The organism is Bradyrhizobium sp. 191, assembly GCF_023100985.1.
Taxonomy (GTDB): domain Bacteria; phylum Pseudomonadota; class Alphaproteobacteria; order Rhizobiales; family Xanthobacteraceae; genus Bradyrhizobium; species Bradyrhizobium diversitatis.
Genome location: NZ_CP064692.1, coordinates 4,447,155 through 4,471,220 on the forward strand (window position 1 = coordinate 4,447,155; position 24,066 = coordinate 4,471,220).

The 24,066-nt window shown below is 63.5% G+C and carries 22 protein-coding genes and 1 tRNA gene; 14 read left to right on the plus strand and 9 right to left on the minus strand.

Annotated elements, in window-relative coordinates; translation table 11 throughout:
* Complete coding sequence (panE, locus tag IVB23_RS20665) at positions 1-924, plus strand: 2-dehydropantoate 2-reductase (protein ID WP_247799835.1); 924 nt, start codon at positions 1-3, stop codon at positions 922-924.
* A gap of 180 nt (positions 925-1,104) precedes the next feature.
* Here panE and IVB23_RS20670 read toward each other — a convergent pair whose 3' ends face one another.
* The 3 genes from IVB23_RS20670 to IVB23_RS20680 all read right to left on the minus strand — a co-directional run bounded on the left by IVB23_RS20670 (position 1,105) and on the right by IVB23_RS20680 (position 4,520).
* Positions 1,105-1,683 carry a c-type cytochrome gene (locus tag IVB23_RS20670; protein ID WP_247799836.1) on the minus strand — a complete coding sequence of 193 codons (579 nt, stop codon included), beginning with the start codon at positions 1,681-1,683 and terminating at the stop codon, positions 1,105-1,107.
* A 186-nt stretch (positions 1,684-1,869) separates the two neighbouring features.
* Positions 1,870-3,150: a PQQ-dependent sugar dehydrogenase gene (locus tag IVB23_RS20675; RefSeq protein WP_247799837.1), complete on the minus strand. Its 1,281-nt coding sequence runs from the start codon at positions 3,148-3,150 to the stop codon at positions 1,870-1,872.
* Between the two features lie 383 nt (positions 3,151-3,533).
* Entirely contained in the window at positions 3,534-4,520 is a 987-nt protein-coding gene (locus IVB23_RS20680) for an NAD(P)-dependent oxidoreductase (RefSeq protein WP_247799838.1), read from the minus strand.
* Between the two features lie 100 nt (positions 4,521-4,620).
* Between IVB23_RS20680 and IVB23_RS20685 the strand changes: the two genes are divergently transcribed.
* Positions 4,621-6,741, plus strand: a complete 2,121-nt coding sequence (locus tag IVB23_RS20685) for a hypothetical protein (protein ID WP_247799839.1) — start codon at positions 4,621-4,623, stop codon at positions 6,739-6,741.
* 276 nt (positions 6,742-7,017) lie between these two features.
* On the opposite strand, the gene IVB23_RS20690 is transcribed toward IVB23_RS20685, so the two are convergent.
* Positions 7,018-7,092 (minus strand) — tRNA-Gly (locus IVB23_RS20690).
* 270 nt (positions 7,093-7,362) lie between these two features.
* Between IVB23_RS20690 and trxA the strand changes: the two genes are divergently transcribed.
* Together trxA and IVB23_RS20700 are read left to right on the plus strand one after the other, a co-directional pair.
* The gene (gene trxA / locus IVB23_RS20695) at positions 7,363-8,286 is read left to right on the plus strand and encodes a thioredoxin (protein WP_061880071.1); all 924 of its coding nucleotides are present in this window, start codon (positions 7,363-7,365) and stop codon (positions 8,284-8,286) included.
* Positions 8,287-8,319: 33 nt separating this feature from the next.
* A complete protein-coding gene (locus IVB23_RS20700; protein ID WP_061880070.1) occupies positions 8,320-8,997 on the plus strand; it encodes an LON peptidase substrate-binding domain-containing protein in 678 nt (225 codons plus the stop codon).
* A gap of 130 nt (positions 8,998-9,127) precedes the next feature.
* Here IVB23_RS20700 and IVB23_RS20705 read toward each other — a convergent pair whose 3' ends face one another.
* From IVB23_RS20705 to IVB23_RS20715, 3 genes are all read right to left on the minus strand, one after another.
* Positions 9,128-9,715 (minus strand): cytochrome b/b6 domain-containing protein, encoded by a 588-nt coding sequence (locus tag IVB23_RS20705; RefSeq protein WP_247804941.1) that lies wholly within the window; start codon positions 9,713-9,715, stop codon positions 9,128-9,130.
* Positions 9,716-9,750: 35 nt separating this feature from the next.
* Positions 9,751-10,029 (minus strand): PepSY domain-containing protein, encoded by a 279-nt coding sequence (locus IVB23_RS20710; protein ID WP_061880277.1) that lies wholly within the window; start codon positions 10,027-10,029, stop codon positions 9,751-9,753.
* Between the two features lie 162 nt (positions 10,030-10,191).
* Positions 10,192-10,542: a hypothetical protein gene (locus IVB23_RS20715; protein WP_061880069.1), complete on the minus strand. Its 351-nt coding sequence runs from the start codon at positions 10,540-10,542 to the stop codon at positions 10,192-10,194.
* Positions 10,543-10,638: 96 nt separating this feature from the next.
* On the opposite strand from IVB23_RS20715, the gene IVB23_RS20720 reads away from it, so the two are divergent.
* Both IVB23_RS20720 and IVB23_RS20725 read left to right on the plus strand, forming a co-directional pair.
* Positions 10,639-11,169, plus strand: a complete 531-nt coding sequence (locus tag IVB23_RS20720; RefSeq protein WP_247799840.1) for a TetR/AcrR family transcriptional regulator — start codon at positions 10,639-10,641, stop codon at positions 11,167-11,169.
* A 59-nt stretch (positions 11,170-11,228) separates the two neighbouring features.
* Positions 11,229-11,426 (plus strand): Trm112 family protein, encoded by a 198-nt coding sequence (locus tag IVB23_RS20725; RefSeq protein WP_028177001.1) that lies wholly within the window; start codon positions 11,229-11,231, stop codon positions 11,424-11,426.
* Positions 11,427-11,642: 216 nt separating this feature from the next.
* On the opposite strand, the gene IVB23_RS20730 is transcribed toward IVB23_RS20725, so the two are convergent.
* A complete protein-coding gene (locus IVB23_RS20730; RefSeq protein ID WP_247799841.1) occupies positions 11,643-12,863 on the minus strand; it encodes a ubiquinone biosynthesis hydroxylase in 1,221 nt (406 codons plus the stop codon).
* Positions 12,864-13,073: 210 nt separating this feature from the next.
* On the opposite strand from IVB23_RS20730, the gene tesB reads away from it, so the two are divergent.
* The gene (gene tesB / locus IVB23_RS20735) at positions 13,074-13,937 is read left to right on the plus strand and encodes an acyl-CoA thioesterase II (protein ID WP_247799842.1); all 864 of its coding nucleotides are present in this window, start codon (positions 13,074-13,076) and stop codon (positions 13,935-13,937) included.
* 39 nt (positions 13,938-13,976) lie between these two features.
* Here the strand turns inward: tesB and IVB23_RS20740 are convergent, their stop codons facing one another.
* Positions 13,977-14,864 carry a DUF4339 domain-containing protein gene (locus IVB23_RS20740; protein ID WP_247799843.1) on the minus strand — a complete coding sequence of 296 codons (888 nt, stop codon included), beginning with the start codon at positions 14,862-14,864 and terminating at the stop codon, positions 13,977-13,979.
* A gap of 247 nt (positions 14,865-15,111) precedes the next feature.
* Between IVB23_RS20740 and IVB23_RS20745 the strand changes: the two genes are divergently transcribed.
* From IVB23_RS20745 to IVB23_RS20775, 7 genes are all read left to right on the plus strand, one after another.
* Positions 15,112-15,450 (plus strand): P-II family nitrogen regulator, encoded by a 339-nt coding sequence (locus IVB23_RS20745; protein WP_028176997.1) that lies wholly within the window; start codon positions 15,112-15,114, stop codon positions 15,448-15,450.
* A gap of 132 nt (positions 15,451-15,582) precedes the next feature.
* The gene (locus IVB23_RS20750; RefSeq protein ID WP_247799844.1) at positions 15,583-16,884 is read left to right on the plus strand and encodes an ammonium transporter; all 1,302 of its coding nucleotides are present in this window, start codon (positions 15,583-15,585) and stop codon (positions 16,882-16,884) included.
* Between the two features lie 311 nt (positions 16,885-17,195).
* Positions 17,196-17,534, plus strand: coding sequence for a P-II family nitrogen regulator (locus tag IVB23_RS20755; protein WP_008142813.1), 339 nt, complete (start codon positions 17,196-17,198; stop codon positions 17,532-17,534).
* A 37-nt stretch (positions 17,535-17,571) separates the two neighbouring features.
* Positions 17,572-19,020 carry an ammonium transporter gene (locus tag IVB23_RS20760; RefSeq protein WP_197965033.1) on the plus strand — a complete coding sequence of 483 codons (1,449 nt, stop codon included), beginning with the start codon at positions 17,572-17,574 and terminating at the stop codon, positions 19,018-19,020.
* Positions 19,021-19,332: 312 nt separating this feature from the next.
* A complete protein-coding gene (locus tag IVB23_RS20765) occupies positions 19,333-20,547 on the plus strand; it encodes an aminotransferase class I/II-fold pyridoxal phosphate-dependent enzyme (protein ID WP_197965032.1) in 1,215 nt (404 codons plus the stop codon).
* A gap of 9 nt (positions 20,548-20,556) precedes the next feature.
* A complete protein-coding gene (locus IVB23_RS20770) occupies positions 20,557-23,034 on the plus strand; it encodes a DNA translocase FtsK (protein ID WP_247799845.1) in 2,478 nt (825 codons plus the stop codon).
* A gap of 152 nt (positions 23,035-23,186) precedes the next feature.
* Positions 23,187-23,942 (plus strand): outer membrane lipoprotein carrier protein LolA, encoded by a 756-nt coding sequence (locus IVB23_RS20775; protein ID WP_247804942.1) that lies wholly within the window; start codon positions 23,187-23,189, stop codon positions 23,940-23,942.
* Positions 23,943-24,066: the final 124 nt, after the last annotated feature.

Genomic DNA, 24,066 nt, shown 5'->3' on the forward strand with positions numbered 1-24,066 from the left:
ATGCGCATCCTCGTGGTCGGCGCCGGCGCCATTGGCGGCTATTTTGGTGGCAGGCTATTGCAAGCCGGCCGCGACGTCACCTTCCTGGTCAGGCCACGGCGCGCTGGCGAGCTCGCAAGCGCCGGCCTCGTCATCAAGAGCCCGAATGGCGACGTGACCTTGAAGAATCCGCCGACCGTGCAGGCGGGCGCGCTCAGGGACAAGTTCGACGTCGTGCTCCTGAGCTGCAAGGCGTTCGACCTCGACGACGCCATCAAGTCGTTTGCCGCGGCAGTCGGACCGAACACCGCGATCATTCCGATGCTCAATGGCATGAAGCATCTCGACACGCTGGATGCCAGGTTCGGCAACGAGCGGGTGCTCGGCGGCCTCTGCGCCATCGCGGCGACCTTGAACGAGAAGCGCGAGGTGGTGCAGCTCCAGCCGATGCAGTCGATCAATTACGGCGAGCGCGACGGCAAGATGTCTGACCGGGTCAAGGCGATCGACGAAGCCTTCAAGAGCGGCATCACTGGCGCCACCGCCAGCCAGAACATCATGCAGGACATGTGGGAGAAGTGGGTGTTCCTCTCCTCGCTCGCGGCATCCACCAGCCTGATGCGCGCCTCGGTCGGTGACATCCTGGCGGCTCCGGGCGGCCGGGACTTCCTGCTCGGCATGCTGGACGAGACCAGTGCGGTCGCGGCCGCGTCGGGTTATCCGCCGGGTGGCCCTTTCTTCGAACGAGTGAGGGGCAACCTCACCGCCGGAGGCTCGCCGATGACCGCCTCGATGTTCCGCGACATCAAGGCAGGCCTGCCGGTCGAGGCCGATCACGTCATCGGCGACCTCATCGCGCGCGCCGACGCCGCCAAGGTGCCGGTGCCGAAGCTGCGTATCGCGTACACGCATCTGAAGGCGTATGAGAAGCAGCGGGCGAGCTAAACACTCCGCTGTCGTCCCGGGGCGCGCGTAGCGCGAGCCCGGGACCCATAGCCACAGGCGGCAGTGCGAGGCGATGCTCCCACTTCGAGTCATCGCAAGACAACGTCCTGTGGGTATGGGTCCCGGATCTGCGCTTCGCTTGTCCGGGACGACAGTGGAGTTTGCCGAAACAGCTCCGCGCTATTTCAAATACGCCAGATAATGCGAGACGGCGGTGATTTCCTCGTCGCTCATGTGATAGGCGACGTCCGCCATCGCGGCGACGCCGCCGCCGACGCGCTGGCCGGCCTTGTAGTCGTGCAGCGCCTTGACGAGATATTCCTCGCGTTGCCCCGCGAGCCGCGCGACCGCCTTGGTGCCGGCATAGCTGTCCGTGTGGCATGAAGCGCAGCGGCGGCCGGCGGCAACCTGCGCGCCCTTCTTCGACAGGTCCGGATCTCCGTCCTCGGCGCTCTTCGGCGGCGGCAGCGAAGAAAAATAGGCGCCGAGATTGCGGATGTCCTCGTTGGTGATCTCCTCGACGATCGGCTGCATCTGCTCGTTCTTGCGCGAGCCGGCACGGAAGAACACCAGCTGCCATTGCAGGAATTGATCGGGTTGGCCGGCGAGCGAGGGGATGTTCTCGGTCTGCGAGATGCCGTTCTCGCCGTGGCAGCCCGAGCAGACGGCGGCCTTCTCCTTGATCGCGGCATTGTCAGCGGCCTGGGCCGGAACGAATAGTAGCGTCGCAGATAGAATTCCGAACCGAATGGTCCGCATGGCTGACTTCTCCAGCTGTCATTGCCGGGCTTGACCCGGCAATCCATCCCTGTTGCAGAGGGTTTCTCGTATGATGGATGCCCGGATCAAGTCCGGGCATGACGAACCTGTTCCGCGGCGAGCACGCCGCATCAAGCAAAGAGGCTGCGGCCATCGCGCGGTCGCAGCCTCACATCGTGTTGCGCGCTACTTCTTGCTGTAGCTGATGCGGTAGATCGCGCCGGCCCAATCGTCGGCGACGAGGATCGACCCGTCCTTGGCGAGGATGATGTCGTTGGGACGTCCGAGATAGCCCTGGTCACCCTCGAGCCAGCCGGAGGCGAAGATCTCCCGCTTGGGATTCTTGCCGTCCGGCCCGACGATCACGCGCACGATGCGCGCGCCCTGGTACTTGTGGCGATTCCAGGAGCCATGCTCGGCGATCAGGATGTTGTTCTTGTACTCGGCGGGGAATTGGTCGCCGGTATAGAACTTCATGCCGAGCGGAGCGACATGGGCGCCGAGATTCAGCACGGGCGGTGTGAACTCGGAGCATTTGTGGCCCATCGCGAACTTGTCGTCAGGCAGATTGCCCTGGTGGCAATAGGGATAGCCGAAATGCTCGCCGATCCTGTTGATCATGTTCAGCTTGTCCGAGGGCAGGTCATCGCTGATCCAGTCGCGGGCATTCTCGGTGAACCAGAGCTTGCCGGTCCGCGGATCGACGTCGCCGCCGACCGAGTTGCGAACGCCGAGCGCCCAGATTTCGGCGTTGCCGGTCTTGGGATCGACGCGGCGGATTTGCGAGACGCTGGTCGGCGGGATGCCGATGTTGAAGGGCGGTCCGAACGGCAGGAAGAACCAGCCCTCCTTGTCGACCGCAATGTATTTCCAGCCGTGCGCGGCATAGGAGGGCATGTCATCATAGACGACCTTGCCCTGGCCGAGATTGTCGAGATTGGCTTCGGCGTTGTCGTAGCGGATCAGCTTGTCGACGGCGATGACGTAGAGCGCGCCGTCCCTGAAGGCGAGACCGGTGGGCATGTTCAGGCCCTTGAGGACGGTCTTGACCTCCTTCTTTCCGTTGTTGTCCTTGATGGCGTAGACGTTGCCGAGGCCGAACGAACCGACGAACAGCGTGCCCTTGTCACCCCAGGCCATCTGCCGCGCGGCCAGCACGCCCGAGGCGTAGACCTCGATCTTGAAGCCCGGCGGCAGCTTGATCTTCTTGACGATGTTGGCGAGCTCGGCGTCGGAGGCGCCGGTCGGCGGGCCCGAGGGCGGCGCGAGGCCCTTCTGCGCCTCGGTCTCGTCGCCGAGGAACCAGTCGTCCGGCGGATGGGTCCAGAACTCCTTGGTGCCGGATTCGTATTTCTTCAGCGGCTTGCTCTTATCCTGCTGTTGCGCATTGCCGGCGCTGGTCCCCGCGAGAAGGGCAAACGCTGCAAGCGCCAGAACGGACTGAAAGACGGATCGATGGAATTTCATCGCGTCACTCCCCTAAGGCAGCCGTCAGGGCTGCGCATTATTTTGGTTTTGCCAGTCGAGAGACGAAGTCTTGGGTCCGTCAGAACGACAGACGCAAAAAGGTTAGCACATCTGCGAACGGTGAGAAGCGCGCCGCCTGCACCGCGTTCGCGCTCCGAAAAAATTGAGACGGAATGTCAATGAGGGGCGAACGCAGCGACGACAACGCTCTCGCTGCAGCGCGGAATCAAAATGGCGCGCGGATCGTTTGCGCGCGGCACGAGGCGTGGCTCATGCAAAAATGCGAAAACAACCCCATGCACAGTAGAACGGCTCAGACGGGCGCGCTCCCGGCGACGCCGGCCAGACATCTGAAGCGTCGAGCAAAATGGCGATCGCGGCGCTCACGAGGCGACGGGGTAGGGGCCGTCGTCGAACACCGTGTCATGATAGCCCTTCGACCCGATCTCGCGGGCCAGCGCACTGCGAAAATCGCGGTCGCCTTGCAGGCTGCGCAGCACATGCGCGAAGTCGAATTCGGGCCGCCAGCCCAGCTCGCGCCGCGCGCGGTCGTTGACATAGACGCGGTCGATCGCGGGGAAGAGCCGCCAGCCGCGCGCCGCATAGAGCCGCGCGCACTCCGGATAGAGCTCGCGCACGATGCCCGCCGCATCGCGCGCGAGCGCGGCGAGATGACGCTGCTCGAACGGGCTGGTGGCCGAGACGATGTAGCGGGCGAAGCCGATTCTGGCCGCGCGTTCGGCGGCGAGCAGATGCGCGCTCACGGCGTCCGCGATATCCAGCCGGCGATAGAGCAGCTCGTTGGCCTGGGCATTCTCGAGCGCGTAGGCCGACCGCATAGCCGGATCGTCGTCATCCTCGGGGAAGAAGCGCGAGGTCCGCAAGACCACCACCGGCAAACCGCGCTCGCGAAGGAACAGCTCGCAGAGGCTCTCGGCCATCAGCTTGGTGGTGCCGTAGATGTTCTTCGGGATGGACGGCAGATCTTCGGTGACCCACACCGCGGCCTGCCCCGCCTCGGGGCGGAGCTGCGAGCCGAACGCGCTGGTGGTGCTGGTGAAGACGAAGCTCCTCACGCCCGCCGCCGCGGCCGCCTCGAGCAGGTTGAGCGTGCCCGTGACGTTGGTGTCGACGAAATCCTGCTTGGAGTGGGTCGCCACATGCGGCTTGTGCAGCGTCGCGGTATGGATGACGGCGGTGACGCCGTCCATCTGCTCCCGCACGAAGCCGGGATCGACGATCGAGCCGACGGCGTCGGTGAAGGGCGATGGCTTCAGATCGACCCCGCGCGCAGCCGAGCCGCGCGCGCGGAGCGTCCGCAGGATGGCCTCCCCGAGGTGGCCGGCACTGCCCGTAATGAGAATTGTCATCTAGAATCCTGACACCGGTCATGATCGCGGACTAGTCGCGAGAACGGTTGTAAGACAGTTCCAACCTATACTAAGATTGCATCCATTTTGGGGTGCAAAAATGTTTTTAGTCGCGTGGTGGCTCACCGGCGTTTTTCTTGGGTGGATTATTTGGGCATTCTATCGTGTTTGGAGGCGTGAGCGCTGGTCGCGCGGTTTGAGCGCCGGTCCGACTGCCATCCTATGTGCCATCACGAAAGCCGTGATAGGGGCCGTAAAGATCGCCCTGGCGAAACTTTGGCCGCCAAGAATTCAGCCTCAGAATGACAGCGATAATCTAAGACGACCTCCTGTGGCAGCTACGGGCTGGAGGCTTACGCGAGCAGTCATCTTAACTTTACTCGTTATCGTCTTCGCCGCGGCGACCGACCAAGCCCAGCTCATGCAGTATATGCTCGTCCTAAAGTCCTACCTTGTCGGCATTCGCGTGCAGGCGCTGATTGTAGGAATATTGAGCGGCATCGCCTTCAGACAATATCAATGGCCCTTGCGCCGGTTTGCGCATCGACTTGGCAAAGCCGTCATCGGCGACAAGGAAAATACGGCTTGGGCGTTGCAAAGCGCGGTGGCCATCGGGTTGATCGCAGTCGGTCTCTTCGCAGTACGCCCGGATCTTCTGCAATATTTGAGATCATTCAAATTCGGGACTCTCGAAGCGACGTTCGCTGATCGCGGCCCGCTTTCCTTGAGGGACGCACGTCTAAATTTGACGGACTTTCGAGCCAAGCTTTCGGTCGACCAATACAAAAACTTCAGAGACCAATTTCTATCGCCGACCTCTGAAAGGGGATTGGCTCGCCGGCTCCTGACTGGTTCCCAAGGAGCGTTTCTGCAAAAGGAAGGAGCTGGAGAGAAGATCGACCAGGAAGCTGACGAAACGACGTTTCAGCACGACACCGGCGAGATAACAGCTTTGCTGTTTGATCACTACGTCGATCCAGTCCTTTCATCTATACTTTGCCTTGAAAAGGTGCATTCGCTCCCGGTGGCAATTCATGATCCCGACCTTTCAGCTTACGCAGGCGCATGGAAGGGCTTTCTCCTGCAGGTCCATCGTGATAGCTCCTTCGTTCGAGCTGATTCACTCAGGTGGTTTCTTGCGGCGTTACGCGACCGCTCTGCCCCTTTTGTTGACCGTGCGTATAGCTTGAATCCAAGCTGCATGTCTGGAGTAGCGCCCTCACACCAATTCCGTCTGACGGGCGATCTGCAAGCCCTGAGTATCGAGGAAGCTTCCGCACAGATTTTTGGTCACTACGTCAGGGCTGTTGCCAATGTGCCGGGTGGGGACAAGAAGCCAGCAATTGTCTCATTGATAGTTTTTGAACCTTACCTCACCAGCGCCGTGGCGGACCTGATATCGCTCATTTCCGGACCACGCGAGAAGGCTGATTTCCTGCTCAATATGCTGGACGGCTTTCCGCTTCAAGATGAACTGATTACGCCTGGAATCATCAATCTCTACTATCAGGTTACAGATTCCTCATTGAACAGTATCGGATCGCTACCGCTTGATCTCGTAAGAGAGCAAATTGAATACGCCACTCGTGGAGTTCAGATCATGATGGGCCGTAGCGAGAAGCGATTGAGCGAGCTCGAATCGATGGGCGCGAGCTACGCAGCGAAAGCATCCGAAAAAGAAAAGATGACGAATATCTACGACATCTATCTTAGAAACCTTTTTGCGACGTTGACTGCCGAAGTCGATATTTACGTTCAGCGCGATCTGGCTGGAGAGACACTGCCGGAGGGGCATCGTCAAAGTTGGATGAAGGCGGCAAGCAAGCTTTTGTCGATGTTGCAAGCGAGGTTGGGTGTCCCAAGCCTCGACGTTGACGGCTTACCGAAGACTCCGTTGAACAGTCTCGAGAGCAAACGAGTGTTTCTCGCTCCGATTGACCCCGACTTTATGTGGGAAGCCAGCGTTGCGATGGCTCTAACTGCAGTCTTGCTCGACAATAACAATCGCCCGAGCGTCCAGAACTGCAATACGGCTCTCTTCTACATCAACGAAGCCGACCGCTGGATACAGCCGACGATAAAAAGCATCAATGCTGACAAGGCTCAAGAGATCCGACTTCGCCAACTCGTCGGAGCTGTTGCTAATAGGGTTGGCAGCGCGTGCGACTGGACCGACGCAAGAGGGCAGATAAAACCCTCGGACCCTAAAGCTAGCAGGTAGCTTTAGGGCAATATACCGTCTTGCTTAAATCGTCTTCGCTATCGCAATGCTCTGGAAGCAGAGCGCAAGTGCAATAGCAAACATGAATATCTGAGCTGTCTTCATCTTCAGACTCCACATTCTCCAAGTAACCCTGAGGGATAATCTACGGTTATTTACAAAACCTACAAGGACAAGCTCGTTCCGGATCAATTTGACGCGATCGGGATGAAATATTGGCAGTAAGCCAGAAATCGCCTGAACAGGCAGTGAACATCTCAATCTGCCAAGAGAAATTGGAGCGGGCGAAGGGGCTCGAACCCTCGACCCCGACCTTGGCAAGGTCGTGCTCTACCACTGAGCTACACCCGCATCCTGTGTCGGTCGCATGACGCGCCGGCAACGGCTGTCGTATGCCAAAAGCGGGAGGGGAATGCAACAGCTACCGGCGGCATAGATTTGCAATCGGGGCCCCATTTGAGCCTGAAAACGACCGAACCGCCCGAAAGGACCCCGGAACCGGCGAATCTGGCCGCCTGGATTGAAATTCGGCCGCCCCGGCCCAATTTAGGTGCCGACAACGAGCATATGATGTGGCGGCGTGCTAAAGAGCCGTCATTCCAGACATGACGAGGGAATCCCGTGACGATCATCGACCAGGGTAACGGAGCGGCAGGCCCGGCTGCGGCCGACCTGATCAAGGACACCACCACCCAGACCTTCGTGAAGGACGTCATCGAGGAATCGAAGCGCCAGCCGGTGCTGATCGATTTCTGGGCGGAGTGGTGCGGCCCCTGCAAGCAGCTCACCCCCGTGCTGGAAAAGGCTGTGAAGGCGGCCAAGGGCAAGGTCAAGCTGGTCAAGATGAACATCGACCAGCATCCGGCGATCCCGGGCCAGATGGGCATCCAGTCGATCCCGGCCGTGATCGCTTTCGTCAACGGCCAGCCGGCCGACGGCTTCATGGGCGCGGTGCCGGAGAGCCAGGTCAATGCCTTCATCGAGCGGCTGACCAAGGGCGTCACCGCGCCGGGCGAGGTCAACGTCGCCGAGATCGTGCAGGAAGCCGACGCGGTGCTCGCCGAGGGCGACACGGCGGCGGCGGCGCAGATCTATGCCGAGGCGCTCCAGCATGATTCGACCAATATCGCGGCACTTGCCGGCCTTGCGAAGTGCTACACCGTCTCCGGCGCGATGGAGCAGGCCAAGCAGACGCTGGCCATGGTGCCGGAATCCAAGCGCAACGACCCGGCCGTGAAGGCCGTGCAGACCGCGATCGATCTCGCCGAGCAGGCACAATCGCTTGGACCGGTCGCCGAGCTGGAACAGAAAGTCGCCGCAAACCCGCTCGATCATCAGGCCCGATTCGACCTCGCCACCGCGCTGAACGCACAAGGCAACCGCGCGGCGGCGACCGAGCAGCTGCTCGAGATCATCAAGCGCGACCGCAAGTGGAACGACGACGGCGCCCGCAAGCAGCTGGTGCAGTTCTTCGAGGCCTGGGGCGGCACGGATGATGCAACCGTCGAAGGACGCAAGCGTTTATCGACGATCCTGTTTTCGTAAGGGCGCGCTGGCGACGCCAGGGGGACCGGGCAGATGCCGATCAACATCGAATATCGCGGGCCCGCCGACCTCCCGGAGATCATTCCGGTGTTTCCGCTGCCGGGCGCGCTGCTGCTGCCCCGCGGCCAGATGCCGCTCAACATCTTCGAGCCGCGCTACCTCGCGATGGTCGACGATTCCTTGCGCGACGGGCATCGCCTGATCGGCATGATCCAGCCCGACGTGGCGCATTCGCCGAAGAATTCCGACAAGCCGGCGCTGTTCCGCGTCGGCTGCGTCGGCCGGATCACCCAGCTCGCCGAATCCGGCGACGGCCGCTACATCCTCGAGCTCACCGGCGTCGCGCGCTTCAAGATTGTCGAGGAGCTCGAAGTGCTGACCGCCTACCGGCAGTGCAAGGTGGACTTCTTCGCCTTCGTCGACGACTTCACCGCGCGCATGGGCGAGGAGGAGGTCGATCGCGAGGCGTTGCTGTCGGTGCTGGCCGACTTCCTGAAGGCCAACAATCTCAAGGTCGACTGGGAAGGCGTCGAGAGCGCGCCCAACGAGGCGCTCGTCAACGCGCTGGCGATGATGTCGCCCTATGGCCCGGCGGAGAAGCAGGCGATGCTGGAGGCGCCGGACCTGAAGACTCGTGCCGAGATCCTGATCGCCGTCACCGAGATGGACCTTGCCAAGAAGCGCACCAGCGGCGATCCGCCGCTGCAGTGAGACTGTAGGCACTACAAGCTCCGTCATGCCCGGGCTTGACCCGGGCATCTACGTCTTTGCCACACAGAAGAACGTGGATGGCCGGGACAAGCCCGGCCATGACGAGGAGGGCATTTGGCCTTCAAAATTTTTATGAATGATGCCGGATGCGCTTGCGCCCGGTAATCATCGCGCGGATCAGGTTCTCGCCCTGCAGAATCCCCATCAGCACCACACCCAACACGTGCAGCACGACCAGAACGATGACCGCGTCCGATGAATAATGGTGGGTGTCCTCGACCCACCACACGCCGAAGAAGGTGACGGTCACCGACATGGCGCCCGTGATCGTCGAGATGGCGAGCGAGGCCAGCAGCGCGACCAGCATCAAGCTGCCGGCGGGATTGAGCCCGATATAGCGGCCTGTCATGCCGCGCCGCAGATTCCACAGATAGCTCGGCGCGGCGCGCAGCCTGACACCGAGCATCCGGAAGCGCGAATAGCGGCTTCCCATGAAGCCCCAGAGCAGGCGGAAGGCGAGCAGGCCGATGACCGCATAGCCGACGATGCGGTGAACGCCGTCATACACGGTCGGTGTGAACCACGCGATCACAACCGAGATCGCGAGAACCCAGTGCCAGAGGCGGAGCGGGAGGTCCCAGACCGCGACCGACCGCGAGACAAGTCGATTCGCGGGTGTCCTGTCGGACACCTCGTGCTCTTCCGGCACTGCTTTCATCAAGCCCAATTCGCTTCGGGGCCCACGTGCACAATCTACTTGGCGATCGTGTGCTTGAGGCTGAGATCTTCGGGGCTGTAGAACAGCTCGTACAGCTTGCCTTCCTTGACGCCGTAAACCTCGTAGCACGAGCCCTCGACCTTGGAGCGGCGCACCTCGTAGCCCGCCGCCTTGGCCTTGGCTTCGGCTTCGCTGGCCGGCTTCCACGACGCCTTGTCGAGCTTGGTGCAGTTCTTGAAACCGTCGGCCATGGCCGCCGATCCCATGCCAATCCCGATCGTCAGTGCAATGGCAACAACACGAATGACCTTCACGAACATCTCCTCCTCTCGTGTGCGCACCGCAGAGACGCGGGGCGCACCGAAGGAAGCAGAGGAGGTGATGAAGTCAATCGGGTACGGGCCTGGTTCGTTTTAGATAAGTTCTAACGTAGCCCGCCGCTGCGGCCTTACGCCTGACGGGCGACATGCGCAACGCTAGTAGCCGGCGACCGCGAGCGCGACCACTGCGCCCATGCCGACCCAGCCGAAATGGCGGCCGCGCATCGCGAAGGCGTTGGCGAGGGCCGCAAAGCCGAACACGATGGCGAGCGTGGCAACGATCCAGTGCCGGGCAAGGCTCGATTCCAGCCGGGGCGCAACCAGCAGCAGCACGCCCCCGCCGACCCATGCCACCGTGCCGGCCTGCCACACCAGTCGGATCAGCGTGCGCAGCCGCGCCGGCTCGATGCTGGCGCGGGCGAAGACCTTGGTCTCGCCGAGTACGCCGTGGATGAGCGCCAGCACGATCGCGGCGAGGCCGGAACTTTGCAGGAGTAGGTCGCGCATGGGCATGCTCCATCCGTACAGTACTGTATGGATATATGCACCTGCTTGCCCGGAGCTGTCAATACATTAGTGTATGGCCGCCATCTGGAGCCCGGCATGACCGAACAGCTTTCCGCCGACGACTGGACCAAAGAGGGCCTGAAGGTGCTCGCCAAAAGCGGCTTCACGGCGCTGAAAGCCGATCCGCTCGCCAAGGCCATGGGCGTCTCGCGCGGCAGCTTCTATTGGCATTTCGCCGACCTGGCCGCGTTTCACGCCGCCGTGCTGAAGCGCTGGCGCGAGATCGCAGCCGAGCAGATCATCGCCGACGTCGAAGCCGCCGGCGACGAGCCGCTCAAGATGCTGCTGCGGAGATCGTTTGGCGCGCGGCTCGACCTCGAGCGCGCGGTGCGCAACTGGGCGGCGTTCGATGCGGCGGCGCAAGGGGCGGTGCGCGCAATCGACCGCCGCAGGCTCGACTACATCGAGGAACTGCTGGGCAAGCGTGGCCTCACCCCGGCGACGGCGCAGGCGCGCGCGCAGATCCTGTACTGGACATTTCTCGGCTTCGCCCTGTCGGGCCCGCCGGTGCCGGCCGCCCGGCTTCAGGCCCTGCTCGACGAGCTCCTGGGGATGCTCGCCGCTTAGGCCCGTGATGGGCGGACGCGAATTTCTATGCTAAAGTCTACCAACTGCCGGAGACCCCAATGAACGCGCCCACCGAACGTGCCGAAGCCAGCGTCGATCCCAAATTGCTGGAGATTCTGGTCTGTCCGCTGACCAAGGGGCCTCTCGAGTTCGATGCCGCAAAGCAGGAACTGATCTCGCGCAGCGCCAAGCTCGCTTATCCCATTCGCGACGGCATCCCGATCATGCTGCCGGAAGAGGCGCGCAAGATCGATTGAGCTCACGTCGCTTGAATGGGGCGCTATGGCCGCGCCACATTCTCGCTGTCATCCCCGCGAAAGCGGGGATCCATAGCCACAGGGAGTGGTTGTGGCGCGAGGCTGGCAACTCCGAATCTTCGCTAAATTCTTGCTGCGGCGTATGGGTCCCGGATCTGCGCGCGCTTAGGGCGCGCTTGTCCGGGACGACAGCGGAGAGCGTGGCAAGCTCCCGCGCTACAACGCCTCGCCCTTCAATAGCCGCGGCACCTCGCCGGTAAGCCCCGCGGCCTGGCGGATGAAGAGGTTCTTGAGCGGCGGAGCGCGGTCGACGAGACCGAGGCCGATGTCGCGCACCGTGCGCAGCAGCGTCGACTGGTTGGAGAACAGGAAGTTCAGCGAGTTGGTGGCAACGCCCATCGCCATGGTGTCGAAGCGGCGCCAGCGCTGGTAGCGTTCGAGCACGTCGGCGCCGCCGATATCCATGCCGAGCCGTGCGGCATCGACGACCACTTCCGCCAGCGCGGCGACATCCTTCAGGCCCATGTTGAGGCCCTGGCCCGCGATCGGGTGGATGACGTGGGCGGCATCGCCCACCAGCGCCAGCCGCTCGGCGATGAAGGAGCGGGCAACGAAATAAGACAGCGGAAACGCGCGCGGCTGGTCGAGTGCCTTCACCTCGCCGAGATGCAGTCCGAAACGCCGCTCGAGCTCGCTGTGAAATTCCTCGTCACTGAGCGCGACGATGCGCGCGGCCTCAGCTCGGCGCTCGGTCCACACCAGCGACGAGCGCTTGCCCGACAGCGGCAGGATCGCGAAGGGGCCCGCTGGCAAGAAATGCTCTTCGGCGCGGCCCTCATGATCGCGCTCATGGCCGACGGTGACGACGATGCCGGACTGGTCGTACTCCCAGCCATGGGTGGCGATGCCGGCGCGCTCGCGCAGCTTCGACCTCGCGCCATCGGCGGCGACCAGCAGGCTCGCCGCGATGACGCTGCCGTCGCCGAGCGTCACGTCGATGCCGTCGGAACGCGCGTCGTAGGACGCCACGGTGGTCGCACGCAGATCGATGCCCTCGGCCTCCGCCCGCACCACCAGCGCATCGATCAGGCGGCGGTTCTCGACCATATGCGCGAAGGGCTCGCCTGGCGCGACATCGCCGGCAAAGTTGAGGAACACCGGACGGGTGGCGTCCTCCAGCTTCGAATCCGTGACGACCATGTCGAGGATGGGCTGCGCCTCGCTCCTGACGGCATCCCAGGCGCCGATCGTCTCGAACAGGCGGCGGCAGGCGGCCACGATCGCGGTGGCGCGGGGGTCGCGGCTCGGCCGCGTCCCGAGCGCGGGATCGGCGACGATGACGGGGATCTCGGGCCCGAGCCCCTGGCGCAGCGCCAGGGCCAGCGCAAGCCCTGCAAACGCGCCGCCACCGATCACAATGCTACCCTGTACCGACATACCAAGTTTCCCGGTCAATTCCCGGTCTTGCTAGCAGACTTGAGCTGGGCGAAACAGTGCGGTGAGACGAGGGCGGCCAGCCCCATTGTGTCATTCCGGGGCGCGACGAAGTCGCGAGCCCGGAATCCATAACCACGAGCGGGGGTTATGGATTCCGGGCCTGCGCCGTTCCGGCGCATCCCGGAATGACGACTTCAGAGAGTTGTGTTTATGTCCAAAGGCCTGATCGATCTGATCGCGATCCTCGACCTCGAGCAGCTCGAGGTGAACCTGTTCCGCGGCAACAGCCCGAAGACGAGCTGGCAGCGGGTGTTCGGAGGCCAGGTGATCGGGCAGGCGATGGTTGCCGCGTGCCGAACCGTCGAGGGCCGGCTGCCGCATTCGCTGCATTGCTATTTCATCCTGCCGGGCGATCCGCAGATCCCGATCATCTACCAAGTCGAGCGCCTGCGCGACGGCAGGAGCTATTCGACCCGCCGCGTCACCGCGATCCAGCACGGCAACGCGATCTTCTCGATCATGGTGTCGTTCCACGCCGAGGAGGAGAGCGCGTTCGACCATCAGGACAAGATGCCCGACGTGCCGCCGCCGGAGAAGCTCACGGCGGAGGAGGTCGCGAAGCAGCCGATGTTCAAGGAGATGCCGGAGTTCATCCGCCGCTACTATGAATCCGACCGCCCGATCGAGCTGCGCCCGGTCGAGCTCGGCCGCTATTTCGGCCAGAAGATCGACGACGGCCGCATTCACGTCTGGATCAAGACAGCGGCGAAGCTGCCCGACGATCCGGCGCTGCATATGTGCGCGCTCGCCTATGCCTCGGATTTCTCGCTGCTCGATGCGATCATGGCGCGCTACGGCCGCACGCTGTTCGACAAGCGCATGATGCCGGCGAGCCTCGACCACGCGATGTGGTTTCACCGCCCCTTCCGCGCCGACGGATGGCTGCTCTACGCGCAGGATTCGCCGAGCGCACGCGGCGGCCGCGGCCTGACCCGCGGCTCGATCTTCAAGCCTGACGGCACTCTGGTCGCCTCCGTCGCGCAGGAAGGCTCCGTGCGCGAGCGGAAGGCATAGCGCCACGGGCGCGATGGATCGCGCCGGTCGCTGTCTGGGTCATGCTCCGAACGAGCCGCGCGGAACGAGCTCGGTCTGCGAGGCGAACCAATTCATGATCCAGCGATAGACCCATGGAATCGGGATGATCAGGCTGCACAGGATCGCAGCGACGATGCCGCGCCAGAGGATGTCGAGACCACTCCCCTTGAACACGACCTCGCGCCGCGTGCCCTCGACGCTGCGGCAGAACCAGCGCATCTGGGCCGCGGCGACCCAGGCCCAGCCGATGATAGTGATGATGGAGATCGCAAACAGCAGATTCCAGCCGACATAGGCCCAGATCGTGCCGGCGAAGCTCAGGCCGAGCGGCTGCCCGTTGGAGGCGAGGTTCGCGACCATCCATTTGATCAGGAGCCAGTAGAGGACGATCTGCGCGACGAACAGCAGGTTGCTCAGGATATCGCTGCCGATGAAGCCGAGCGCGATCGCCAGAACGATGAAGCCGAAATACCAGGGCACCAGCGTCATCGCGTCGCCGATGAAGCTGAGATTGGGCCGGCCCGGAACCTTCACGCAGGACACAATCCATTTCGTGTACCAGACGAAGACCCACGGCGCCGGGATGATGAAGATCATTCCGATCAGCAGGACGATGCTGCGCCAGGTGAATTCCAGGATGCCGAAATCGACCGCCAGAGAGCCGCCGCTGCCCGTGCCGGCATAGCCGCCGGAACCCATTATCGGCGGACCGCCGGCCGGCATCATCGGCGGGGCGCCGCCGCCGATCAGGCCGGGGACTTCGGCAGCCTTCTGCCAGCCCGCCATGCCCTCGGTCCATACCAGCGTATCCGGGCGGACGACACCCTGGGCGATCAGATCGCGGAATTGGCCCTCCGGAAAAGGCCCCTGCTGCTTGCCCTCGGATGCGTAGAACCAACTCGCCATGAAGCGCCCCCCCAAAACTCTTTTGTACCGCCCGACCGCCGCGGGTTCACCGCATCCATGCCAAAAATGCATTGTGAATGATGAACAGTTGCCCTGTACAGAGGCGGCCATTCCCATGACCGCCCTTGGCCAAACGTTTTTCCGCTTCAGTCTGCAACTTTTTTATGCCATTTGCCCGGAAAGATGCCAGATTGACGCTGCGCCGAGGACATACGGCGTAGCGCATCCCGGGGGAATAGGCCTGACCATGAAACTCGTCGTCGCGATCATCAAACCCTTCAAGCTCGATGAGGTCAGGCAGGCTCTGACCGCGATCGGCGTCCACGGCATGACCGTCACCGAGGTCAAGGGTTACGGCCGGCAGAAGGGCCACACCGAGATCTATCGCGGCGCCGAATATGTCGTGAACTTCCTGCCCAAGCTGCGCATCGAGATCGCGGTCGCTTCCGACGTTGCCGACAAGGCGGTCAGCGTGATCACCGCGACCGCGCGCACCGGGCAGATCGGCGACGGCAAGATCTTCGTCACGCCGATCGACCATGCGCTGCGCATCCGCACCGGCGAAACCGACAGCGACGCGCTCTAGGTTTCAGCCTGACTCGTTTTCTCGACGCGAGCCGGTATCCACTTCGCTCGAAAACGCTCTGATAAATCTTCGATCGCACCGGGCAACGACGCCACAGCGTGCGACGCCAATTGATGCCCGGGGGGAAACGACATGGCGGGATTGTTGCGGCGCGCAGCGTGCATGGCTGCGCCGATCGGGCTTGTGTCCGTGGTGACCTTGCCGGCGCACGCCGCCGACTCCGGGATCAACGCCGCCGACACGGCCTGGATGATCGTCGCCACCGCGCTGGTGCTGATGATGACGATCCCGGGGCTCGCGCTGTTCTATTCCGGCATGGTGCGCAAGAAGAACGTGCTCGCCACCATGGCGCAGAGCCTGGCCGCGGTGACGCTGATCTCCATTCTCTGGGTGGCGTTCGGCTATTCGCTCTGCTTCGTCGGCGACGGGCCGTGGATCGGCACGCTCGACCGCTGGTTTCTCGCCGGCATGACCATGGACAGCGTCAACCCCGCGGCGAAGACCATCCCGGAATCGCTGTTCATGCTGTACCAGATGACGTTTGCGATCATCACGGTCGCCCTGGTCGCGGGCTCGGTCGCCGACCGCATGCGGTTCTCCGCCTATCTCCTGTTCTCCGTCGCCTGGTTCATCTTCGTCTACATCCCGCTGGCACATTGGGTCTGGGGCGGAGGTTTCCTTGCCAGCATGGGCGTGCTGGATTTCGCCGGCGGCCTCGTGGTGCACCTGTCGGCCGGCACCGGTGGCCTCGTTGCGGCCAAGGTGATGGGGCGGCGCCACGGCTACGGCACCGAAAATCTCTCGCCGTTCGATCTGTCGCTCGCGGTGATGGGCACCGGCCTGCTGTGGGTCGGCTGGTTCGGCTTCAACGGCGGCTCGGCGCTTTCGGCGAACTCACGCGCGGTGATGGCGATCATCGCGACCCATCTTGCCGCCTGCGCCGGCGCGCTGACATGGGCCGCGATCGAATGGTCGACGCGGCGCAAGCCCTCCGTGCTCGGCATGATCTCCGGCGCGGTGGCCGGCCTCGGCACCATCACGCCGGCCTCGGGCTTCGTCGCGCCCTGGCACGGCATTGTCATCGGTATCATCGCCGGGGCGGTCTGCTACTGGGCCTGTACCTGGCTGAAGCACCGCTTCAACTATGACGATTCGCTCGACGTGTTCGGCGTCCATGGCATCGGCGGGCTGACCGGCACCCTGCTCGGCGGTGTGTTCGCGACCAGCGCCATCGGCGGCACCGCGGGCCTGCTGGAGGGCCATCCTCAGCAGATCCTGATTCAGTTCTACGGGGTCGCCGTCACCTTCGTCTGGTCGGGGGGCGTGAGCTTCATCCTACTCAAGCTGGTCGGCCTGTTCGTTCCCTTGCGCGTATCCCGTGAGCAGGAGCTTGAGGGGCTGGATATTTCGCAGCACGGTGAAGCCCTGCAATAGGTGGACTGCACTACGAAATTACCTCCTTGCTGCCCGACGTGTGAGCAACATTGTGTCGGCAGTCTGTCCTGCCCTGGATTTGAGCAGGCATGACCACGTTTTAAGCGCGACGTAATAGCGCACTGCACCACAATAGCCGTCGAACTCGAAAACACCCGCTTTCATAATCCGTTAGGCAACACGCCCGATCTGGCACGGCATTTGATTCTAGGGGTCCGGCTGTGCCCGCGTAGTGAATTTTCTCCCTCGTGGCGAACCAGTCGAGAAACGCCCGGCCACGTCCGGACCGGGCCCAAGCGGGGATAGGACCCATGAAAATTGTTATGGCGATTATTAAGCCATTCAAGCTGGAAGAAGTCCGTGACGCCCTGACCGCCATCGGCGTTCACGGTCTCACGGTGACGGAAGTCAAGGGGTATGGCCGCCAGAAGGGTCATACGGAAATCTATCGCGGCGCCGAATATGCCGTGAGCTTCCTGCCCAAGATCAAGATCGAGGTCGCTGTCGCCTCCGACCAGGTCGACAAGACCATCGACGCCATCACGTCCGCGGCGAAAACCGGACAGATCGGCGACGGCAAGATCTTCGTCATTAACCTCGACCATGCGGTGCGCATCCGCACCGGCGAGGCCGATGCCGCGGCCCTTTGATTTCGCGCTCAACCTTATCCAAGCAGGAGTAAACAATATGACGTTCAAGCGTCCCTATGGCGCGGGACTGGCGGCTCTCGCAGTCGGCCTGTTCGCTGCGACCGCAGCCTACGCCGAGCCAACGGTCAACAAGGGAGACAACGCCTGGATGATGACATCGACAGTGCTCGTGCTGTTGATGACGATCCCCGGCCTCGCGCTGTTCTACGGCGGTCTCGTCCGTTCCAAGAACATGCTCTCCGTCCTGATGCAGGTGTTCTACACCGTCTGCGTCGTCGTCGTGATCTATGCCGTGTACGGCTACAGCCTCTCCTTCACCGGCGGCTCCGACTTCATCGGCGGCTTCTCCAAAGCCTTCATGATGGGCGTCACCACCGATACGAAGGCAGCGACCTTCTCCGTCGACGCCAACATCTCGGAGCTCATCTATATGTGCTTCCAGATGACCTTCGCGGCGATCACGCCCGCCCTCATCGTCGGCGCCTTCGCCGAGCGCATGAAGTTCTCGGCGCTCGCTCTGTTCGTCCCGCTCTGGGTGACGCTGATCTATTTCCCGATCGCGCACATGGTCTGGTACTGGCCCGGTCCGGACGTGATCCAGGACGCGGCCAAGGCCCTGGCTGAGGCGGGTGATGCGGCTGCGAAGACCGCGGCGCAGGCCAAGCTCGACGAGATCAACGCCGACGCCGGCTGGATCTTCAAGATGGGCGCGATCGACTTCGCGGGCGGCACCGTGGTGCACATCAACGCCGGCATCGCAGGTCTCGTCGGCGCTCTTCTGATCGGCAAGCGCGTCGGCTACGGCAAGGAGCTGATGGCTCCGCACTCGCTGACCATGTCGATGATCGGCGCCTCGCTGCTCTGGGTCGGCTGGTTCGGCTTCAACGCCGGCTCCAACCTCGAAGCCAGCGGTGGCGCTGCCCTCGCCATGACCAACTCCTTCGTCGCCACCGCGGCCGCCGCGCTGTCGTGGATGTTCGCGGAGTGGATCATCAAGGGCCACCCCTCGGTGCTCGGCGTCATCTCCGGCGCTGTCGCGGGCCTCGTGGCCGTCACCCCCGCAGCCGGCTTCTCCGGCATCATGGGCGCGATCGTCCTCGGCCTCGTGGTCGGCGTGGTCTGCCTGTTCTTCTGCACCGTCGTGAAGAACGCGATCGGCTACGATGACTCGCTCGACGTGTTCGGCGTGCACTGCATCGGCGGCATCGTCGGCGCCATCGGCACCGGCATCCTGGTCAACCCCGCTCTCGGCGGCGCCGGCATCGTCGACTACACGGCGATCCCGCCGAAGGTTGCCGATTACGACTTCGCCACGCAGATGCTCGCCCAGATCAAGGCCGTCTGCACCACGCTGGTGTGGTCGGGCGTCGGTTCGGCGATCCTCTACAAGGTCGTCGACGTGATCGTTGGCCTCCGCGCCAATGTCGAGAGCGAGCGTGAAGGCCTCGACATCACCGAGCACACCGAGCGCGCCTACAACATGTAAGTCTCCTCCCGGGACGCGGTCTCATCGAGGCCGCGTCCACAACTCCGGTTCGGGCACATACCCGGCAATGCCCTGACCGTTGAGGGGCTCCAGCGCAAGCTGGAGCCCCTTTTTCTTTTGATTGGTTCCGCTTGCAGGTCAGGGCAGAAGCGCCCCACATACATTGTGATCCGGCCTCGATATTCCCGCTCTGGACGCAGGCGGCGGCCGATGGTTAATCGCGTCTTAACCTCGCCCTATCTATGGTGAACTGAACCGCTTCCCGCCGGTGCCTTCGCGCGACCGGCTGTTCCAAGAGTGCTGGCGCCCAGAATGGCTATGACCGCTTCATCCCGTGCGCCGCTGGCCGGTGGAAGCCCCGACAGCGACCGCTCGCCCTTCATCCGGCTGAACGAGCTGCTGGCGCCACATCAGCCGGGTAAGCCCTTGATCACGCTTGCCGTCGGCGAGCCCCAGCATCCCGTGCCCGACTTCGTCGGCCCGGTCCTGGCGAAGCACATCGCCGATTTCGGCCGCTACCCGCTCGGCAAGGGCATCGAGCCGTTCCGCAAAGCCGCCGGCGCCTGGCTATCGTCGCGGTTCAAGCTGCCGCGGCCGCTCGATCCCGAGAGCGAGATTCTCGTCCTCAATGGCAGCCGCGAAGGGCTGTTCTTCGCGGCGATCACCGCGGCGCGCTATGTCGGGCCGCGTCCCGGCAAGCCTGTGATCCTGATGCCGAATCCGTTTTATCCGGTCTATGGCGCCGGCACCCGCGCCGCGGCCTGCGAGCCGGTCTATCTGCCGACCACCGTCGAGAACGGCTTCCTGCCCGACCTCGATGCCATCGACGAGGCTACACTGGCGCGCACGGTGGCGTTCTATCTGGCTTCGCCGGCCAACCCACAGGGCTCGGTCGCCTCGCCCGATTATTTCAAACGATTGAAGCAACTCGCCGACCGCTACGGCTTCGTGATCCTCAGCGACGAGTGCTATTCCGAGATCTACACCCGCCAGGCTCCTGGCAGCATTCTGGAATGCGCCGGCCCCGACTTCACCCGCGTGGTCGCGTTCCAGTCGCTGTCGAAGCGATCCAACCTGCCAGGCATGCGCGTCGGCTTCGCCGCCGGCGACAAGAAGTTCATCGGCATGTTCCTGGAGCTGCGCAACGTTGCGGCGCCCCAGGTGCCGGTGCCGCTCCAGCACGTCGCGACCGTCGCGTATGGCGACGAAGCGCATGTCGAGGAGAACCGCAGGCTCTACCGCATCAAGTTCGATCTCGCCGACCAGATCATCGGCAATCGTTACGGCTATCGCCGGCCCGATGCCGGCTTCTGCGTCTGGCTCGACACGTCCGCACTCGGCGACGACGTGTCGGTGACGCTGAGACTTTTCAAGGAAGCAGGCGTGCGCGTCGTGCCCGGCAGCTATCTGGCCCGGCTCCAGCCCGACGGCTTCAATCCCGGTGCAGGCTACATTCGCCTCGCACTGGTGCAGGATGGAGAGACCACGGCGCAGGCGCTGCACCGCCTGGTCGAGACTCTGGGTTAGGCGGGGCCCATGAGCATGTCGGCAATCGAACGTGTCATCCCGCTGGTGGGCCATCTGCCGCCATCGATCCGCGAGGGTCTGGCGCGGCGCATGCGCGAGCTCACCGGCCTCGGCCTGATCGCGCTGGCGGGCGTCGCCTCGGCCGCGCTGATGACGTGGTCGGTGCAGGATCCCAGCCTCAGCCACGCCACCTCGCGGCCGATCCGCAACATTCTCGGCTATGCCGGCGCGATCGGTGCGGACCTCGCAATGCAGATCCTCGGGCTCGGCGCGATCATGCTGGTCCTGACGGTTGCGGTCTGGGGCTGGCGCATGATGACCCATCGCCCGTTCGACCGCGAAGCACTGCGGCTCGGCTGCTGGATTCTCTGCACGGTGATCGCGGCGGGCTTCGTCAGCTGCTGGCCGCATGGCGGCGCGTGGCCGCTGCCGACCGGCCTCGGCGGCGTGGTCGGCGACGCGCTGGTACGCGCGCCGGCAGTGATCTTCGGACCGGCCGGCACGATCTATCGCATCGTGCTGGGCATGATCCTGTTCGCCGCGATGACAGTGACCTTCCTGATCGCCTGCGGCCTTGGCGCCCGCGAGCAGGATGACGAGCTCGCGGAGATCGAGGATGACGACAAGCCGCTCGACGAAGACGAGGAGAGCGATCGCGGCTCGGTGTCGCTGGGCTGGCTGTTCCACGCGCTGATGAGCACCAAGGCGCGGCTGATCTGGCTGCTTGGCGCCGCCTACCGCTCGCTGGTCTCGAGTGGACCGAAGACCAAGGCCGCTGCATTCAGCCGCCAGGAGCCGAATCTGGGCGGCGGCCGCGCCGCGCCCCCGATCTCGCCGCAGTCCGAAGCCGAGGATTACGAGGACGAGCACGAAGAAGAGGAAGACGAGGAGGAGGAAGAGGAACAGCCCGCCTCGCGCGCGCCGCGCAAGAAGGCTGCACCGAAGGCCGCGGCCAGGAAGTCCTCCGACAAGTTCGACCTTCCCTCCGTCTCGATGCTGGCCGCCCCGAAAGCCGGCGACCGCCAGCCGCTCAGCAAGGCCGAGCTGGAGACCAATTCCCGTTCTCTCGAAGGCGTGCTGCAGGATTTCGGCGTGCGCGGCGAGATCGTGAAGGCCAATCCGGGTCCCGTCGTGACGCTCTACGAATTGGAGCCGGCACCCGGCATCAAGTCCTCGCGCGTGATCGGGCTTGCCGACGACATCGCCCGCTCGATGAGCGCGCTGTCCGCGCGCGTCGCGGTCGTGCCCGGCCGCAACGCCATCGGCATCGAGCTGCCGAACGCGCATCGCGAGAAGGTCTATTTGCGCGAATTGCTGGTGGCGAAGGAGGCGACCGACACGGTTGCGAAGCTGCCGCTGTGCCTCGGCAAGACCATCGGCGGCGACCCCGTCATCATCGATCTCGCCCGCACGCCGCATATGCTGATCGCCGGTACCACCGGCTCGGGCAAATCGGTCGCGATCAACACCATGATCCTCAGCCTGGTCTACCGGCTGCGCCCGGACCAGTGCCGGCTGATCATGGTCGACCCGAAGATGCTCGAGCTCTCCGTCTATGACGGCATTCCCCATCTGCTCACGCCCGTCGTGACCGATCCCAAGAAGGCGGTGGTCGCGCTGAAATGGGCCGTGCGCGAGATGGAGGAGCGCTACAAGAACATGGCCAAGCTCGGCGTGCGCAACATCGACGGCTACAACACCCGCCTGCTCGAATTGAAGGCCAAGGGCGAGGAGCCGACGCGCACGGTGCATACCGGCTTCGACAAGGAAACCGGCAAGGCGATCTACGAGGAAGAGAAGCTCTCCCTGGACCCGCTGCCCTACATCGTCATCATCGTCGACGAAATGGCCGACCTGATGATGGTCGCCGGCAAGGACATCGAAGGCGCGGTGCAGCGTCTCGCGCAGATGGCGCGCGCCGCCGGCCTGCACGTGATCCTGGCCACGCAGCGTCCGTCCGTCGACGTCATCACCGGCACCATCAAGGCGAACTTCCCGACCCGCATCGCCTTCCAGGTCACCTCCAAGATCGACAGCCGCACCATCCTCGGCGAGATGGGCGCCGAGCAGCTGCTCGGCCAGGGCGACATGCTCTACATGGCCGGCGGCGGCCGCATCAGCCGCGTGCACGGACCTTTCGCTTCCGACGAGGAAGTCGAGAAGGTGGTGCGTCACCTCAAGACGCAGGGTCAGCCGGAATATCTCGAAGCCGTGACCGCCGAGGAGCCGGCCGAGGACGAGGACGGCGCCGTGTTCGACGCGACCGGCATGGGCGGGGATGGCGGCGGCGATCTATTCCAGCAGGCGGTTGCCATCGTCAAACGCGATCGCAAGGCCTCGACCAGCTATATCCAGCGCCGCCTGCAAATCGGCTATAATCGCGCCGCATCACTGATGGAGCGCATGGAACTGGAGGGCATCGTCGGCCCAGCCAACCACGCCGGCAAGCGCGAGATTCTGGTCGAGGAAGAAGACAGCCATATGTGAGGCGAAGGGCCTCTGAACATCATTTCACGCAGAATCGATATCTGCTTTTGCCAGAAATCACGCTAAAAGGGCGCCCAGCCATACAGGACGACGTATTGATCAGACATCCGGACATTCGATTCGCCGCCACCATCGCCGCGCGAAGCGCACGCGTGGCCGGTCTGCTTCTCGTCGCCGCCGCGATGGTGACTGCGACGTCGTTCGCGCAGACCGTCCCGGTGCCGAAGCCTGCACCGAAGGGCCGCAGCGACGGCGGGCCGGCCGGTGGGCCCGCTGTGACCGGCGCGACGCAGGCGCCACCGAATCCGGTCATCCCGGATCCGCGGCGCAACGTGCCGACCAGCATCTTCCAGACCTTCGATGCCAACCAGAAAGCGCAGGCGGCCAAGGTCAGCGCCTATCTGTCGTCGCTTCAGACATTGGTTGGTAATTTCGTCCAGGTCGGCCCCGACGGCAGCAAGACACAGGGCGATTTCTACATCCAGAAGCCCGGCAAGGTGCGCTTCGAATATGACGCGCCGAGCCCGATCGACATCGTCGCCGACGGATCCTCGCTGGTGGTGCGCGACCGCAAGCTCGCGACCCAGGACATCTATCCGCTGTCGCAGACGCCGCTGCGCTTTCTGCTGTCCGATCGCATCGACCTGATGAAGGACACCAACGTCGTTGGCGTCTCGGCCGACGACGTCTTCGTCAGCGTCACCATCGAGGAGAAGCAGGCGCTGGTCGGCACCAGCCGGCTGCTCCTGATGTTCGGCGCCAAGGACGGACAGCTCAAGCAGTGGACCGTCACCGACCCGCAGGGCTACGACACCACCATCGCGGTCTACAATCTGGATTCGAGCAAGAAGCTCGACCCCAACATGTTCAAGATCGATTTCACCAATTACGGCCCGTCGCCGGGTTGAGATAGCATGGCCGCTCCAATCACCGTCGTGCCCGGGCTTGTCCCGGGCATCCACGTTTTTGGCTCCGACAAAAAGACGTGGATGGCCGGGTCAAGCCCGGCCATGACGGATGGAGTTTGTTAGA